The following is a 13,903-nucleotide window of genomic DNA, read 5'->3' on the forward strand; positions in this document are numbered from 1 at the left end:
TTGGCAGGGTTTAACCCCCAAATAAATTTTTTTGTTTTAAAAAATGCAAGATTTTAAGCGTCATAGAGCTTATGGGTAAAGTTTCTAAGTCTTTAAGGCTATAAAAACGAACGGGGTTTTTTAGATCCTTTATCGCAGCTGAATGGAGGTTTAAATGGAGCTTGAATTTAGTGTGGCTGTGTTTGATAGTGCCTAAAAAGGGGAGTTTGCATTCTAAATTTTCTTTTAAGTTAGGAAAATGGTGCATCCCCAAATAGAGTTTTTGCTCTATTTTTTCTAAAGCGATTTGGTTATTTTTAATCACAACGCCCAAATAACGCTCTTCTTGAATGATTGCTTGTTTTTTCTTAAGCGTGTGTTTTTCTAGGTGGTTTTTACCTAAACAATAAGGATTGAAAGGGCAAATCGCGCATTTGGGTTTAGGGGAGCAGATTAAAGCCCCTAGATCAATTAGGGCTTGGTTATGATTAAAGCTTTCATTAGGATTGAGAAAGTCATTCGCTTTAATTTGTAAGTCTTTAGCGTGGATATTAGGATCCAAACCAAAAAGCCTTAAAAGCACGCGCTTGATATTAGCGTCCACGCATGCACTCTTTTCTCTAAAACCAAAACACAAGATCGCATTAGCCGTGTATACGCCAATCCCAGGGAGTTTTAACAGGCTTTGATAGTCATTAGGTAGTTGTGAGTGGTGTTCTTTCATGCAAATTTCAGCGCTTTTTTTTAAATTTTTAGCCCTTGAATAATAACCAAGCCCTCGCCAGAGCAATAAAACCTCTTCTAATGGAGCGTTCGCTAAGTCTTTTAAAGTGGGGAAAGCTTCTAAAAAAGGGGAATAAAAATGCTCAACTACCGTGTTGATTTGGGTTTGTTGGCTCATCACTTCGCTGATATAGACTTCATAAGGGGCGTTAATGCCTTTTAAATTCCTAAAAGGTAAATCCTTTCGCCCACATTCTTCATACCATTTTAAAAGGGCGTTGTGTAAAGTTTTCAACTACAACCACCTGTAAGCGATGAATTTGACCCAAGGTGCGCACACGCTTAAAAACACGATTAAATACAAAAAGCCAAAAATAAACCCCCATTTCCAAAAATCCTTGCTTTGAATATACCCGCTCCCGTAATAAATGGTGGATGGGCCTGTGCCATAGGGCGTTAAGATCCCCATAATCCCTAAAGAAAGCATTAAAAACAAGCTCAATTCTTGCAAATTGACCCCTTGAATATGCGAACCAATCCCTACAAAAAGCGCGAATAACGCGCTCACATGAGCGGTGATGCTAGCGAAAAAATAGTGCGACAGATAGAATAAGGCTACAATAAACAATACCGCTATTAACGGATCCAAGTTAGCATGCTCTAAAAAATTTTGAGCCGCATTGCCGATAAAATTTAAAAAACCCACATTTTTAAGCCCGCCAGCCATCGTGAGTAACGATCCTAGCAATAAAAAAATGTTAAACGCGCTCTTGTTTTTAATGATGTCTTCATAACTTACAATCTTACAAAACGCCATTAAAACCATGACAATCAAAGCCGTCGCGCTCGCATGCAAGCCTAAAGATTTGCCAAAAATCCAACCTAATAAAGCCAATAAAGTGAGGCTGAGCATTAAAATTTCTTTCAAGGAAAACCTCCCCATGCCCTCTAATTCTTTTTTAGCCCACAAACTCACTTCTTTTGAGCCTTTTAAGGTGGGTTTGCAGGTTTTATACGCTAATAAAGGCACGAGTAAGATCAAAAGCACCCCACAAGGCAAGAACGCTAAAAACCACGAAAACCATGAGATTTCATTCACCCCCATTTTGGTAGCGATCTCCATTGCTAGGGGGTTAGGAGCGAGCGCGGTTAAAAACATGGACGAAGTGATGCAAGTTGAAGCCAAAGCGACCCACATCAAATACGCGCCGATTTTGTCAGGGTTATTATTGGGAGTAGAACCCATTAAGGGCGGGATAGAAGAAACGATGGGATAGAGTATACCCCCACTTCTAGCGGAATTGCTAGGGATAAAGGGGGCTAAACACAATTCGCTCAAACCAATCGCATAGCCTAAACCTAAAGGGGTTTGCCCTAAAAACCTAATGAGCAAAAGAGCGATCCGTTTCCCTAACAAGCTTTTTTCATACCCTAACCCCAAAATAAAAGCGACAAACACAAGCCACACCGTTTTGTTCGCATACCCGCTCAAACCCCAAGAAATGGCTTTATTAGCACTCGCTACCTCACCGCTCGCTCCAATTTTTAACGCTATACACAACACTAACGCGCTCAACGCTATCAAACCTGATGGCACCGGCTCTAGAATTAGCCCTATAATCATGCCCATGAAAATACAAAAATAAAGCCATGCGTTAGGGTTTAGCCCGTCCGGTGCGCCTAAAAAATACAACAGCGTTGCGATAAAAAAAGGGGCAAGAATGGTGAGAATTTGTTTAATCATGTTTAACCTTTAGCCAAAGATAGTAGCAATTTGGCTTAAAAATGCCATTCAAATGGGATTAAGTTATTACAATGTTACAGAAAAAGATTAAAAATTAAGCTTTTTGAAAAGATAAAATTTTATAATTATGTTTGTCTTTGTTGAATTTACTACAAATAGGAGTATTGCATGCAAGAAAATGTGCCTTTGAGTTATGATTATTCCATTAGCAAATTGTTTCTTTATGCGATGGTTGGCTTTGGGATAATAGGCATGTTAATAGGGATCGTGTTAGCCTTTGAGTTATCCTTCCCTAGTTTGAATTACATTGCAGGGGAGTATGGCGTTTTTGGCCGCTTGCGCCCCTTACACACCAATGCGGTGATCTATGGTTTCACTCTTGGGGGGATTTGGGCGAGTTGGTATTATATCGGTCAAAGGGTGCTTAAAATCACTTATTACCAACACCCCTTTTTGAAAATTGTAGGGTTATTGCATTTTTGGCTTTGGATTCTTCTTTTAGTTTTGGCGGTCATTAGCCTGTTTGCTGGTCTTACTCAATCTAAAGAATACGCTGAATTGATGTGGCCTTTAGATATTATTGTGGTTGTGGCATGGGTGCTATGGGGGGTTAATATGTTTGGGAGCATGAGCGTTAGGAGAGAGAATACCATTTATGTGTCTTTATGGTATTACATCGCTACTTATGTGGGTATAGCGGTGATGTATATATTCAATAACCTTTCTATCCCCACCTATTTTGTCGCTGATATGGGGAGTGTTTGGCATTCTATTTCTATGTATTCAGGCAGTAATGATGCGCTCATTCAATGGTGGTGGGGGCATAATGCGGTCGCTTTTGTCTTTACGAGTGGGGTGATTGGCACGATTTATTATTTCTTGCCTAAAGAGAGCGGTCAGCCTATCTTTTCTTACAAACTCACTTTGTTTTCCTTTTGGAGCTTGATGTTTGTTTATATTTGGGCGGGCGGGCACCATTTGATTTATTCCACCGTGCCTGATTGGGTGCAAACCCTTTCTAGTGTGTTTTCAGTGGTGTTGATCTTGCCTTCGTGGGGGACAGCTATTAACATGCTTTTAACGATGAGGGGTCAGTGGCACCAGCTCAAAGAAAGCCCTTTGATTAAGTTCTTAGTTTTAGCTTCAACTTTCTACATGCTTTCCACTTTAGAAGGCTCTATTCAAGCGATCAAAAGCGTGAACGCCTTAGCGCATTTTACCGATTGGATCATTGGGCATGTGCATGACGGCGTGCTTGGGTGGGTAGGATTCACTTTGATTGCGAGCATGTATCACATGACGCCTAGGCTTTTCAAAAGAGAGATTTATTCAGGCAGGCTTGTGGATTTCCAATTTTGGATCATGACTTTAGGGATTGTGCTTTATTTTTCGTCCATGTGGATTGCAGGGATCACGCAAGGGATGATGTGGAGGGATGTGGATCAGTATGGGAATCTCACTTACCAGTTCATTGACACGGTTAAGGTGTTAATCCCTTATTACAATATTAGAGGCGTTGGGGGTCTTATGTATTTTATTGGATTTATTATTTTTGCCTACAATATTTTTATGACAATCACGGCAGGCAAAAAATTAGAGCGTGAGCCCAATTACGCCACGCCTATGTCTAGATAGGGGAGGTTGGAAATGTTTAGTTTTTTAGAGAAAAACCCGTTCTTTTTCACTCTTGCGTTTATTTTTGTGTTTGCGATCGCAGGCTTGGTGGAGATTTTGCCCAACTTTTTTAAATCCGCTCGCCCGATTGAAGGCTTACGGCCTTATACGGTTTTAGAGACAGCAGGGAGGCAAATTTATATCCAAGAAGGTTGCTATCATTGCCATTCCCAACTCATTCGCCCTTTCCAAGCTGAGGTGGATCGATATGGCGCGTATAGTTTGAGTGGGGAATATGCGTATGATAGGCCATTTTTGTGGGGTTCTAAAAGGATTGGCCCTGATTTACACAGGGTGGGGGATTATCGCACAACCGATTGGCATGAAAAGCACATGCTGGATCCTAAAAGCGTTGTGCCACACAGCATCATGCCCGCCTATAAGCATTTATTCATCAAAAAGAGCGATTTTGACACCGCTTATGCGGAAGCTTTGACGCAAAAAAAGGTTTTTGGCGTGCCTTATGACACCGAAAACGGCGTGAAATTAGGGAATATAGAAGAAGCGAAAAAAGCCTATTTAGAAGAAGCTAAAAAAATCACAGCCGACATGAAAGACAAGAGGGTGCTAGACGCCATTCAAAGAGGCGAAGTGTTAGAAATCGTGGCTTTGATCGCTTATTTGAACAGCTTGGGTAATTCCAGGATCAACGCTAATCAAAATGCTAAATAAGGGGTGAATGATGGATTTAGAAAGTTTGAGAGGTTTTGCGTATGCGTTTTTTACCATTCTTTTTACGCTCTTTTTGTACGCTTATATTTTTAGCATGTATAGAAAGCAAAAAAAGGGCGTCGTGGATTATGAGCGATACGGGTATTTAGCGTTAAATGATGCTTTAGAAGACGAGTTGATTGAACCACGCCATAAAAAAGTTCATGATAAGGGCATAAAGGAAAGTTGAAATGGATTTTTTAAACGACCATATAAATGTTTTTGGTTTGATTGCAGCGCTTGTGATTTTAGTTTTAACCATCTATGAATCCAGTTCGCTCATTAAAGAAATGCGCGACAGCAAATCCCAAGGGGAGCTCATGGAAAATGGGCATTTGTTTGATGGGATAGGGGAGTTCGCTAATAATGTGCCAGTAGGCTGGATCGCAAGCTTTATGTGCACGATTGTGTGGGCCTTTTGGTATTTTTTCTTTGGGTATCCGCTGAATAGTTTTTCTCAAATCGGGCAATACAACGAAGAGGTTAAAGCGCACAACCAAAAATTTGAGGCCAAATGGAAGCATTTGGGTCAAAAGGAATTAGTGGATATGGGTCAAGGCATCTTTTTAGTCCATTGTTCGCAATGCCATGGTATCACTGCTGAGGGCTTGCATGGGAGCGCTCAAAATCTGGTGCGCTGGGGTAAAGAAGAGGGCATTATGGACACCATTAAGCATGGCTCTAAGGGCATGGATTATCTCGCTGGGGAAATGCCCGCTATGGAATTGGACGAAAAAGACGCTAAAGCGATCGCAAGCTATGTGATGGCAGAACTTTCTGGCGTTAAAAAGACAAAAAACCCTCAACTCATTGATAAAGGCAAGGAATTGTTTGAAAGCATGGGTTGCACAGGCTGTCATGGCAATGATGGTAAGGGCTTGCAAGAAAATCAAGTGTTTGCGGCCGATTTGACCACTTACGGCACAGAAAGTTTTTTAAGAAATATCTTAACGCATGGCAAAAAGGGCAATATAGGGCATATGCCATCATTCAAGTATAAAAACTTTAGCGATTTGCAAGTTAAAGCGTTAGCCGAATTTATCCAATCGCTAAAACCCTTAGAAGATTAAAGGAAAAGAGATGAAATTTTTAAACGGATTAGCAGGGAATTTACTGATTGTGGTTATCTTATTGTGTGTGGTCGTTTTTTTTGCACTCAAAGCGATCCATATCCAAAAAGAGCAAGCCACCAATTATTACCGCTATAAGGATATTAACGCTTTAGAGACAAAAAACACCCAAAACCGGGCTAACTATGAATTAGTCAATCAAGGGAGTAAAAAATGAAATTCACGACTTTAGAAAAAATCTTAGCCTTAATGGTAGTAGCGACCATTTTAATGACAATTGTTATTTCTTTTGTGCCTAACTTGTTTTTGTTTAGCACATGAGAATCTTATGGCTTGTAATAGCCTTTGTTTGTTGTTTGGGGGCTAATGAGTCCTATGTTTTTAATAACGCTAAAGGGCGTTTGGTAGAAAAAAGCGTTCTGTTTGTAGAGGGCGTTTCTAAAGAGCTTTATCTTAAAACGGGCGTGCGTTTTGCGATTGATATGACGGATTTTGAAAAAAATCCTATCGCTTTGGCGGCTAAAAATGAACGCCAAAAGTATCAAGAGGGCTTTTTAAAACAGCTCAAACCCCCTTTTGTGGTATTCTTTTTTTACCATGACGCTCAAAAAATAGAATTAGTGGCTAACCCTAAAGATTTGTTGGATACTGATAAAATTTTTTTTGAAAAAATCGCTCCCTTACTCCCCACAAACGCTAAAGAATACACGCCCCAAAGGATTTCAGCCATGCTCATTAACGGCTATTCGGTCGCCGTGGATGCTTTAGCGGAAAAATATCATGTGAATATCGCGCAAAATTTTAACGCTCCTAAGGGAGTAACTTTTGTAAAGGTGGTCCTTTATATTTTGTTATTGACGCTTTTAGGCGCGTTTTTGGGGCTTTATTTTTTTAGAAAATCTTAAGAGGGAAAATCAATGAAAGAAAAAAACTTTTGGCCTTTAGGGATCATGAGCGTGCTCATTTTTGGGCTTGGGATCGTGGTGTTTTTGGTGGTGTTTGCCCTAAAAAATTCGCCTAAAAACGATTTAGTGTATTTCAAAGGGCATAATGAAGTGGATTTAAACTTTAACGCTATGCTTAAAACTTATGAAAACTTTAAATCCAATTATCGTTTTTTAGTGGGTTTAAAGCCCCTTATTAAAAGCCCTAAAACCCCCATTTTACCCTATTTTTCTAAAGGCACGCATGGGGATAAAAAACTCCAAGAAAACCTTTTAAAAAACGCTTTGATTCTGGAAAAATCCAACACGCTTTATGCGCAATTGCAACCGCTCAAACCCGCTTTAGATGCGCCAAATATTCAAGTGTATTTAGCGTTTTATCCCAGCCAATCACAGCCTAGATTATTAGGAACGCTTGATTGTAAGATCGCATGCGAACCTTTAAAATTTGATTTGTTAGAGAGCGATAAAAGGGGGCGCTATAAGATCCTTTTTAAATTTGTTTTTAAAAATAAAGAAGAATTGATTTTGGAGCAACTGGCTTTTTTAAAGTAGCGCGTTTAAAAAATGCCTTTAGCGTTTTTTATTGGCACTCAATCATTAAAAAAGCCTGAATTTTCTATCCAAATGGATATAATAAGGTATGGGTTTTTTAAAAGTTTTTAAACATGATGCTTTGGGGCAATTAGGGAATGTTGTTGTGGGGAATTTTTTAATAACGCTCACTATTTTAGCGGTTTGTTTTTCCTCTCAAGGCGCTGAAGAAACGACCATGCTCACTTTAAGCTACACGCTTTTTTTTGTCTTGGGGGCGTTTTTACTGATTGCAATCAGTGTGGGAGCGATCAAAAACCTCAACACGCTTTTTTCTAAAAGGGGGGTTTTAAGCTTTTCTTTACCCGTTAGTTTAGAATCTTTATTGCTCCCTAAAATCTTGCTCCCCATGGTGTTTTTTATCTTCAGTTTGTTCTGGTTTGTGGCGAGCGTGCGTTTGGGCTATTATCTTTTTAACGCGCAATCCAGCGTGCTGTTTATCTTGCACACCGCTTTAAAAACCTTTGCGTTAAAACCCACTAAAACTATAGGCGTTGCGCTGTTTTTAGGGCTTGTTTTAATGAAATTTTTATTTGTTTTGAGCGTTTTAAACGCTGCTAGGATCAAAAAAGCGCGTTTTTTACTAGGAGGGCTGTTATTCATTTTGGTGGGGGTTGTTTTGGAATTAGCGTTCAATTCGTTACTGCCCTTAATGAGCTCTAGTTTAAGCATCAATGAGGGGTTTTATTATTTCTTGCAACAACAAGAATTACAAGAAAATAAATACTATCTTTTATGGGGGGTGGATTTTTTAAAAATCCTTTTATTGTATGGGGTGATCCGTTACTTGCTCACGCATAAATTAGAATTGGATTAAGAAAAGCGGTATTTTAAATACTCATCAGTGAGCAAGCAATCTTTAGTCTTTAACAAACTAGCATAAAACCCATGCTGATAGCCTAATTCAAAAAGCTTGTCTATGGCGAGAATTTGAACCTCGCTTAAGCGCGTTGAAGTTTCATTCGCATACAAGCTTAAATAAGTTTGTAACCGCTCTTTATTGACACGAATGAGCGAGCGCTCTAACAGCATGCTAGAGAGCAAATTTTGGTGTTTTAAAGCGGCTTCAACCGCTTTAATCAAAGCCTTTTTAATCAAAATCGCGCGATACAAAGGGATAGAGCGCCTAATTGCCATGCCTCCTAAAGGCAGGGGCAAATCCACTTCAATGAGTTCTTGCCAAACATCCCACAATTCTTTTTCCACTTCTAATTCACTATGGAAATCCAAGATATTTTCATGGATGAGCACGCCCGCATGCACTTTATCTTCCAAAACCGCTTTTTCAATGTCTAAAAAATTCATGTAAGCGATGCGCGCATGTTTGTAATAGATCTTAAACAAGAGAGCGTTTGTGGTGTGTTCCCCACTCAATGCGACTCTAAAATCTTTTTTCAATTTCACGCCCTTTTTTTTCACTAATTTAGGCCCATAGCCATTCCCAAAGCTCGTCGCTGTAGGGAGCAAGGCGTAATCGTTCGCAATTTTAGGGTATAGCCCGAAACTAATCGCGCTCACATCATAAGTGTTTTTTAGGGCTTCTTGGTTTAGGGTTTCAATATCCAAAGCAATGTTGTGGAACGTTTTATTTTTAATGGGGCAATCTATCCAGCCAAACTTAATCGCATAATACATGAAAATATCATCAGCATCAGGGCTATGAGCGACACTAATCAAAGTAAAATCCTTTTGTGATAGGGTAAGTCCTTTTATTATAATAGATTTTAGGCTAGGATTTGATAGAATAAACAAATCAAATTCAATAAGGTGATTTATGGCAATAGATGAAGACAAACAAAAAGCGATTTCTTTAGCGATCAAACAAATTGATAAGGTTTTTGGTAAGGGGGCGTTGGTGCGCCTTGGGGATAAGCAAGTAGAAAAGATTGACGCTATTTCTACAGGCTCGTTAGGATTGGATCTGGCTTTAGGGATTGGGGGCGTTCCAAAGGGCAGGATCATTGAAATTTATGGGCCAGAGTCAAGCGGGAAGACCACTTTAAGCTTGCATATTATTGCAGAATGCCAAAAAAATGGCGGCGTGTGCGCGTTCATTGACGCTGAGCATGCCCTAGATGTGTATTATGCTAAGAGATTGGGCGTGGATACGGAAAATCTACTCGTTTCCCAACCAAGCACGGGCGAAGAAGCTTTAGAGATTTTAGAAACGATCACCAGAAGCGGAGGGATTGATTTAGTGGTGGTGGATTCGGTGGCAGCTCTTACGCCTAAAGCGGAGATTGATGGGGATATGGGCGATCAGCATGTGGGCTTGCAAGCAAGGCTTATGAGTCATGCGTTAAGAAAAATCACCGGTGTCTTGCACAAGATGAACACCACTCTCATTTTTATCAATCAAATCAGAATGAAGATTGGCATGATGGGTTATGGGAGTCCCGAGACCACAACCGGGGGTAATGCCTTAAAATTCTATGCGAGCGTTAGGATTGATATTAGAAGGATTGCGGCTTTAAAACAAAACGAACAGCATATTGGCAACAGGGCTAAAGCCAAAGTCGTTAAAAATAAAGTCGCTCCACCCTTTAGAGAAGCGGAATTTGACATCATGTTTGGGGAAGGGATTTCTAAAGAGGGCGAAATCATTGATTACGGCGTGAAATTAGACATTGTGGATAAGAGCGGGGCATGGCTTAGCTACCAGGATAAAAAGCTAGGGCAAGGCCGAGAAAACGCTAAAGCCTTATTGAAAGAAGATAAAGCCCTAGCGGATGAAATCACTCTTAAGATTAAAGAGAGTATTGGCTCTAATGAAGAGATCATGCCCTTACCCGATGAGCCTTTAGAAGAAATGGAATAAAAAGGATTTTGATGCTAACCATTAAAGATATTCATGCTTTAGAAGTGATGGATAGTAGGGGCAATCCTACCATTCAAGCCAGCGTGATTTTAAGCGATAACACTAAGGCGAGCGCGATTGTGCCTAGCGGGGCGAGCACCGGTAAAAGAGAAGCGTTAGAATTAAGGGATAACGATAAAACCCGTTTTTTGGGTAAAGGGGTTTTAAGGGCATGCGAAAATGTCAATAGCGTGATCAAACACCATTTGATAGGGCTTGAAGCGATCAATCAAGCCTTTGTGGATGAGAGGTTAAGGGCTTTGGATGGCACGCCTAATTACGCTAATTTAGGGGCGAACGCTGTTTTGGGCGTTTCTATGGCGTTAGCAAGGGCTAGCGCGAAGGCTTTAAATCTGCCATTATACCGCTATTTAGGGGGGGCTAACGCTCTGACTTTGCCGGTGCCAATGCTCAATATCATCAATGGCGGATCGCATGCGAATAATTCTATAGACTTTCAAGAATACATGATCATGCCTTTAGAGTTTGAAAGTTTTAAAGAAGCCTTAAGAGCGAGCGCGGAAGTCTATCACACGCTTAAAAAACTTTTAGATGAAAAGAATCAGCTCACAAGCGTGGGCGATGAGGGGGGTTTTGCGCCTAATTTTAACAACAATGTAGAACCCCTTGAAATCATTTCTCAAGCCATTGAAAAAGCCGGCTATAAATTAGGCGAAGAAATAGCGCTCGCTTTAGATGTTGCGAGCAGTGAGTTAGTGGATGGAAATTTTAATTACCATTTAAAGGGTGAAAATAAGATTTTAGATTCGCATGAATTAGTGGCTTATTACAAAGAGTTGGTGGCAAAATACCCGATTGTATCCATTGAAGATGGTTTGAGCGAAGACGATTGGGAGGGTTGGGCGTTTTTGAGCAAGGAATTAGGGCGTCAAATCCAATTAGTGGGCGATGATTTGTTTGTAACGAACGCAAGCATTTTACAAAAAGGCATTGAAAAAAACATTGCGAACGCGATTTTGATCAAACCCAATCAAATCGGCACCATTAGTGAGACTTTAGAGACCATAAGATTAGCCAAACACCATGCCTATCAATGCGTGATGAGCCATAGAAGCGGGGAGAGTGAGGACAGCTTTATCGCTGATTTTGCCGTCGCATTGAATACGGGAGAAATCAAAACCGGATCCACCGCAAGGAGTGAAAGGATCGCCAAATACAACCGCCTTTTAGAGATTGAGCATGAATTAAAAGGGGGGATTTATATTGGTAAAGAGTTGTTTAAGCATGGCTAGTGGCCTTTTTGAAAACGATGGAATCAAAGACAACAAAGCGCGAGATTTTTTTTATAGCCATAGCTCCCTTATTGTCTTTTTCCTCTTACTGCTTGGGTTTGGGTATTATTTAGGGAAGTTGCTTTTTGGGGGTTCTTCTTTAGAAGTCTATTTGGATTTAAGAGACAAGCATGAACGATTGCAACAAGAAATCACCGAATTGCAAAGCAAGAATGTGCGCTTGCAAAAGCGTTTGTTTGAGTTGAGGGAATTACGGCCTAGAGATTAGATTTAAGGAAATGGTAGTGTTAAAAAAGATGATAGGTTTGGTGGTGGTTTTAAGCGTCTTATTAGCCAGAGACAACCCTTTTGAGCCTGAAATCAATTCCAAGAATTTGCAAGGGGGCTTTAATGGGATCTATGACAGCTATTTTAAAGAAATCCATGTGGATTTGCCCACGAGCGCTAGGATTTTAAAACAAATCACGCTCACTTACCAAGATATTGATGGCTCTATCCATTCCAAAGTCGTGGGCATTGATAAAAGCATTGATTGGCATTACCCTTTAAAGCTCTCCCAACACACCCTTAATCAAGACGCCTTTGAAAAACGCTACCAGATCCAAGATTTTGATTTTTTAATGGCAAACAACACGATGATCTTGCGTTCCCCTTATAAAATTTTGCGCTCTTTTGTGCTAGTCAATCCTTATAGAATCGTGTTAGACACGCAAAAAGGCCCGTTGGATATTTATCAAAATAGGGATTTAAACCAGAAGTTTTTTTCTCACATTAAAGTCGGCACGCACAAAGATTATTACCGCATCACGCTCATTTTAGACGGGAAATACCGCTATCTTTTGGAAGAAAAAAACGGGGCGTATGAATTACAATTGAAATAAAAGCATGCAGCATTTAGTCTTAATCGGTTTTATGGGGAGCGGTAAAAGCTCTTTAGCGCAAGAATTGGGGCTGGCTTTGAATTTGGAAGTGTTGGATACGGATATGATCATTAGCGAGAGGGTGGGCTTGAGCGTGAGAGAAATTTTTGAAGAGCTTGGCGAAGACAATTTCAGGATGTTTGAAAAAAATTTGATTGATGAATTAAAAACGCTCAAAACCCCCCATATCATTTCTACCGGTGGGGGCATTGTGATGCATGAAAATCTTAAGGGTTTAGGCACAACTTTTTACCTCAAAATGGATTTTGAGACCTTGATTAAGCGTTTGAATCAAAAAGAAAGGGAAAAACGCCCCCTTTTAAATAATCTCACTCAAGCCAAAGAGCTTTTTGAAAAACGCCAAGCCCTCTATGAAAAAAACGCCTCCTTTATCATTGATGCAAGAGGTGGTTTAAATAATTCTTTAAAACAAGTGCTACAATTCATCGCATAAATTTTTTTTAAAGGCCTTGTGATGTTAAGTAGAGACATTGTCCAATATTCCAAGATCCGCACCGAGCTATATGCTTATCTCACTTATTTGTTTTCGCACAATATCCGCAACCACCTCCCTGAAATCACTTTGGATTATTTAAACAAACAGATTAGAAAAATGCATGCTGAAATCAAAATGGCAAAAAATTTTTTTGTGTTAGACGCTAAGGGTATGCTAATTCTTAAGCCAAGCCAACTTAAAGAGCAGGGGCATAAGGAGGGGATATTAGAGCATGATTTAACAGAAGGGATTGAATTGGAATCGCATGCCAGTTTTAGCGATAAGTATTATTTTTATCAAGCCGTGAGTGAAAAGCGTTGCATTTTAACGGACCCCTATCCTTCTAAAAAAGGAAACCATTTAGTAGTGAGCGCGTCTTACCCGGTGTATGATCAAAATAACGATCTAGCGTTTGTGGTGTGCTTGCAAATCCCTTTGAGAGTGGCGATTGAAATCAGCTCGCCTTCAAAGTATTTCAGGACCTTTAGCGAAGGGAGCATGGTCATGTATTTTATGATTTCTATCATGCTCACTTTAGTGTCGTTGCTTTTATTTGTGAAATGCATTTCTAGCTTTTGGACAGCGATTGTCAATTTTAGCAGTTTTGACATTAAAGAAGTGTTCCACCCCATTGTGCTTTTGACCCTAGCCTTAGCCACCTTTGATTTGGTCAAGGCGATTTTTGAAGAGGAAGTTTTGGGTAAAAATAGCGGGGACAACCACCATGCGATCCACCGCACGATGATCAGGTTTTTAGGCTCTATTATTATCGCATTAGCCATTGAAGCGTTAATGCTAGTGTTTAAATTCAGCGTGAGCGAACCGGATAAAATCACTTATGCGGTGTATTTGGCTATCGGCGTGGCAGTGCTTTTGATCAGTTTGGCGATTTATGTTAAATTCGCTTATAGCGTGTTGCCCAAACGAGAACGCTAAGA

Annotated in this window: 17 protein-coding genes; 14 read left to right on the forward strand and 3 right to left on the reverse strand. The window is 40.1% G+C overall.

Annotated features, from left to right (window positions below; translation table 11 throughout):
* Positions 1-10 precede the first annotated feature (10 nt).
* Together EAL44_RS01595 and EAL44_RS01600 are read right to left on the reverse strand one after the other, a co-directional pair.
* Positions 11-997 (reverse strand): adenine-specific DNA glycosylase, encoded by a 987-nt coding sequence (locus EAL44_RS01595; RefSeq protein ID WP_121073975.1) that lies wholly within the window; start codon positions 995-997, stop codon positions 11-13.
* Complete coding sequence (locus EAL44_RS01600; RefSeq protein WP_121073978.1) at positions 998-2,446, reverse strand: DASS family sodium-coupled anion symporter; 1,449 nt, start codon at positions 2,444-2,446, stop codon at positions 998-1,000.
* Between the two features lie 168 nt (positions 2,447-2,614).
* Here EAL44_RS01600 and ccoN point away from each other — a divergent pair, with 168 nt between their 5' ends.
* The 8 genes from ccoN to EAL44_RS01640 all read left to right on the forward strand — a co-directional run bounded on the left by ccoN (position 2,615) and on the right by EAL44_RS01640 (position 8,256).
* Positions 2,615-4,081, forward strand: coding sequence for a cytochrome-c oxidase, cbb3-type subunit I (ccoN, locus tag EAL44_RS01605; protein ID WP_121073981.1), 1,467 nt, complete (start codon positions 2,615-2,617; stop codon positions 4,079-4,081).
* Between the two features lie 12 nt (positions 4,082-4,093).
* Entirely contained in the window at positions 4,094-4,792 is a 699-nt protein-coding gene (gene ccoO, locus EAL44_RS01610; protein ID WP_121073984.1) for a cytochrome-c oxidase, cbb3-type subunit II, read from the forward strand.
* A 10-nt stretch (positions 4,793-4,802) separates the two neighbouring features.
* Positions 4,803-5,021 carry a cytochrome c oxidase, cbb3-type, CcoQ subunit gene (locus EAL44_RS01615; protein WP_001879413.1) on the forward strand — a complete coding sequence of 73 codons (219 nt, stop codon included), beginning with the start codon at positions 4,803-4,805 and terminating at the stop codon, positions 5,019-5,021.
* A 1-nt stretch (position 5,022) separates the two neighbouring features.
* On the forward strand, positions 5,023-5,901 hold the full coding sequence (ccoP, locus tag EAL44_RS01620) for a cytochrome-c oxidase, cbb3-type subunit III (RefSeq protein ID WP_121073987.1): 879 nt from the start codon (positions 5,023-5,025) through the stop codon (positions 5,899-5,901).
* A gap of 10 nt (positions 5,902-5,911) precedes the next feature.
* Complete coding sequence (locus tag EAL44_RS01625; protein WP_000670518.1) at positions 5,912-6,118, forward strand: DUF4006 family protein; 207 nt, start codon at positions 5,912-5,914, stop codon at positions 6,116-6,118.
* A 100-nt stretch (positions 6,119-6,218) separates the two neighbouring features.
* Entirely contained in the window at positions 6,219-6,806 is a 588-nt protein-coding gene (locus EAL44_RS01630) for a hypothetical protein (RefSeq protein WP_121073990.1), read from the forward strand.
* Between the two features lie 12 nt (positions 6,807-6,818).
* A complete protein-coding gene (locus EAL44_RS01635) occupies positions 6,819-7,400 on the forward strand; it encodes a hypothetical protein (protein ID WP_121073992.1) in 582 nt (193 codons plus the stop codon).
* 88 nt (positions 7,401-7,488) lie between these two features.
* Positions 7,489-8,256 carry a hypothetical protein gene (locus tag EAL44_RS01640; RefSeq protein ID WP_121073995.1) on the forward strand — a complete coding sequence of 256 codons (768 nt, stop codon included), beginning with the start codon at positions 7,489-7,491 and terminating at the stop codon, positions 8,254-8,256.
* On the opposite strand, the gene EAL44_RS01645 is transcribed toward EAL44_RS01640, so the two are convergent.
* Positions 8,253-9,116, reverse strand: coding sequence for a menaquinone biosynthesis family protein (locus EAL44_RS01645; protein WP_121073998.1), 864 nt, complete (start codon positions 9,114-9,116; stop codon positions 8,253-8,255). The genes EAL44_RS01640 and EAL44_RS01645 overlap by 4 nt on opposite strands.
* 97 nt (positions 9,117-9,213) lie before the next feature.
* On the opposite strand from EAL44_RS01645, the gene recA reads away from it, so the two are divergent.
* Genes recA through EAL44_RS01675 form a run of 6 tightly spaced genes read left to right on the forward strand, consistent with a single transcriptional unit; the run spans position 9,214 to position 13,901 of the window.
* Entirely contained in the window at positions 9,214-10,257 is a 1,044-nt protein-coding gene (recA, locus tag EAL44_RS01650) for a recombinase RecA (RefSeq protein WP_000952108.1), read from the forward strand.
* A gap of 11 nt (positions 10,258-10,268) precedes the next feature.
* On the forward strand, positions 10,269-11,549 hold the full coding sequence (gene eno, locus EAL44_RS01655) for a phosphopyruvate hydratase (RefSeq protein WP_121074001.1): 1,281 nt from the start codon (positions 10,269-10,271) through the stop codon (positions 11,547-11,549).
* A complete protein-coding gene (locus tag EAL44_RS01660) occupies positions 11,542-11,817 on the forward strand; it encodes a hypothetical protein (protein ID WP_000146224.1) in 276 nt (91 codons plus the stop codon). The genes eno and EAL44_RS01660 overlap by 8 nt, the downstream gene beginning before the upstream one ends.
* Positions 11,818-11,833: 16 nt before the next feature.
* Positions 11,834-12,430 carry an AMIN domain-containing protein gene (locus EAL44_RS01665; protein ID WP_025447172.1) on the forward strand — a complete coding sequence of 199 codons (597 nt, stop codon included), beginning with the start codon at positions 11,834-11,836 and terminating at the stop codon, positions 12,428-12,430.
* Positions 12,431-12,434: 4 nt separating this feature from the next.
* Positions 12,435-12,923 carry a shikimate kinase gene (locus EAL44_RS01670; RefSeq protein WP_078245749.1) on the forward strand — a complete coding sequence of 163 codons (489 nt, stop codon included), beginning with the start codon at positions 12,435-12,437 and terminating at the stop codon, positions 12,921-12,923.
* Positions 12,924-12,944: 21 nt separating this feature from the next.
* Complete coding sequence (locus tag EAL44_RS01675; RefSeq protein ID WP_000952263.1) at positions 12,945-13,901, forward strand: PDC sensor domain-containing protein; 957 nt, start codon at positions 12,945-12,947, stop codon at positions 13,899-13,901.
* The last annotated feature ends 2 nt before the right edge of the window (positions 13,902-13,903 follow it).

This window comes from Helicobacter pylori (assembly GCF_003637685.1).
GTDB lineage: Bacteria > Campylobacterota > Campylobacteria > Campylobacterales > Helicobacteraceae > Helicobacter > Helicobacter pylori_CJ.

Coding starts and splice junctions, on each gene's coding strand:
- EAL44_RS01600 (WP_121073978.1), bottom strand. CDS start 2,446: ATGATTAAACAAATTCTCACCATTCTTGCCCCTTTTTTTATCGCAACG.
- ccoN (WP_121073981.1), top strand. CDS start 2,615: ATGCAAGAAAATGTGCCTTTGAGTTATGATTATTCCATTAGCAAATTG.
- ccoO (WP_121073984.1), top strand. CDS start 4,094: ATGTTTAGTTTTTTAGAGAAAAACCCGTTCTTTTTCACTCTTGCGTTT.
- EAL44_RS01615 (WP_001879413.1), top strand. CDS start 4,803: ATGGATTTAGAAAGTTTGAGAGGTTTTGCGTATGCGTTTTTTACCATT.
- ccoP (WP_121073987.1), top strand. CDS start 5,023: ATGGATTTTTTAAACGACCATATAAATGTTTTTGGTTTGATTGCAGCG.
- EAL44_RS01625 (WP_000670518.1), top strand. CDS start 5,912: ATGAAATTTTTAAACGGATTAGCAGGGAATTTACTGATTGTGGTTATC.
- EAL44_RS01630 (WP_121073990.1), top strand. CDS start 6,219: ATGAGAATCTTATGGCTTGTAATAGCCTTTGTTTGTTGTTTGGGGGCT.
- EAL44_RS01635 (WP_121073992.1), top strand. CDS start 6,819: ATGAAAGAAAAAAACTTTTGGCCTTTAGGGATCATGAGCGTGCTCATT.
- EAL44_RS01640 (WP_121073995.1), top strand. CDS start 7,489: ATGGGTTTTTTAAAAGTTTTTAAACATGATGCTTTGGGGCAATTAGGG.
- recA (WP_000952108.1), top strand. CDS start 9,214: ATGGCAATAGATGAAGACAAACAAAAAGCGATTTCTTTAGCGATCAAA.
- eno (WP_121074001.1), top strand. CDS start 10,269: ATGCTAACCATTAAAGATATTCATGCTTTAGAAGTGATGGATAGTAGG.
- EAL44_RS01660 (WP_000146224.1), top strand. CDS start 11,542: ATGGCTAGTGGCCTTTTTGAAAACGATGGAATCAAAGACAACAAAGCG.
- EAL44_RS01670 (WP_078245749.1), top strand. CDS start 12,435: ATGCAGCATTTAGTCTTAATCGGTTTTATGGGGAGCGGTAAAAGCTCT.
- EAL44_RS01675 (WP_000952263.1), top strand. CDS start 12,945: ATGTTAAGTAGAGACATTGTCCAATATTCCAAGATCCGCACCGAGCTA.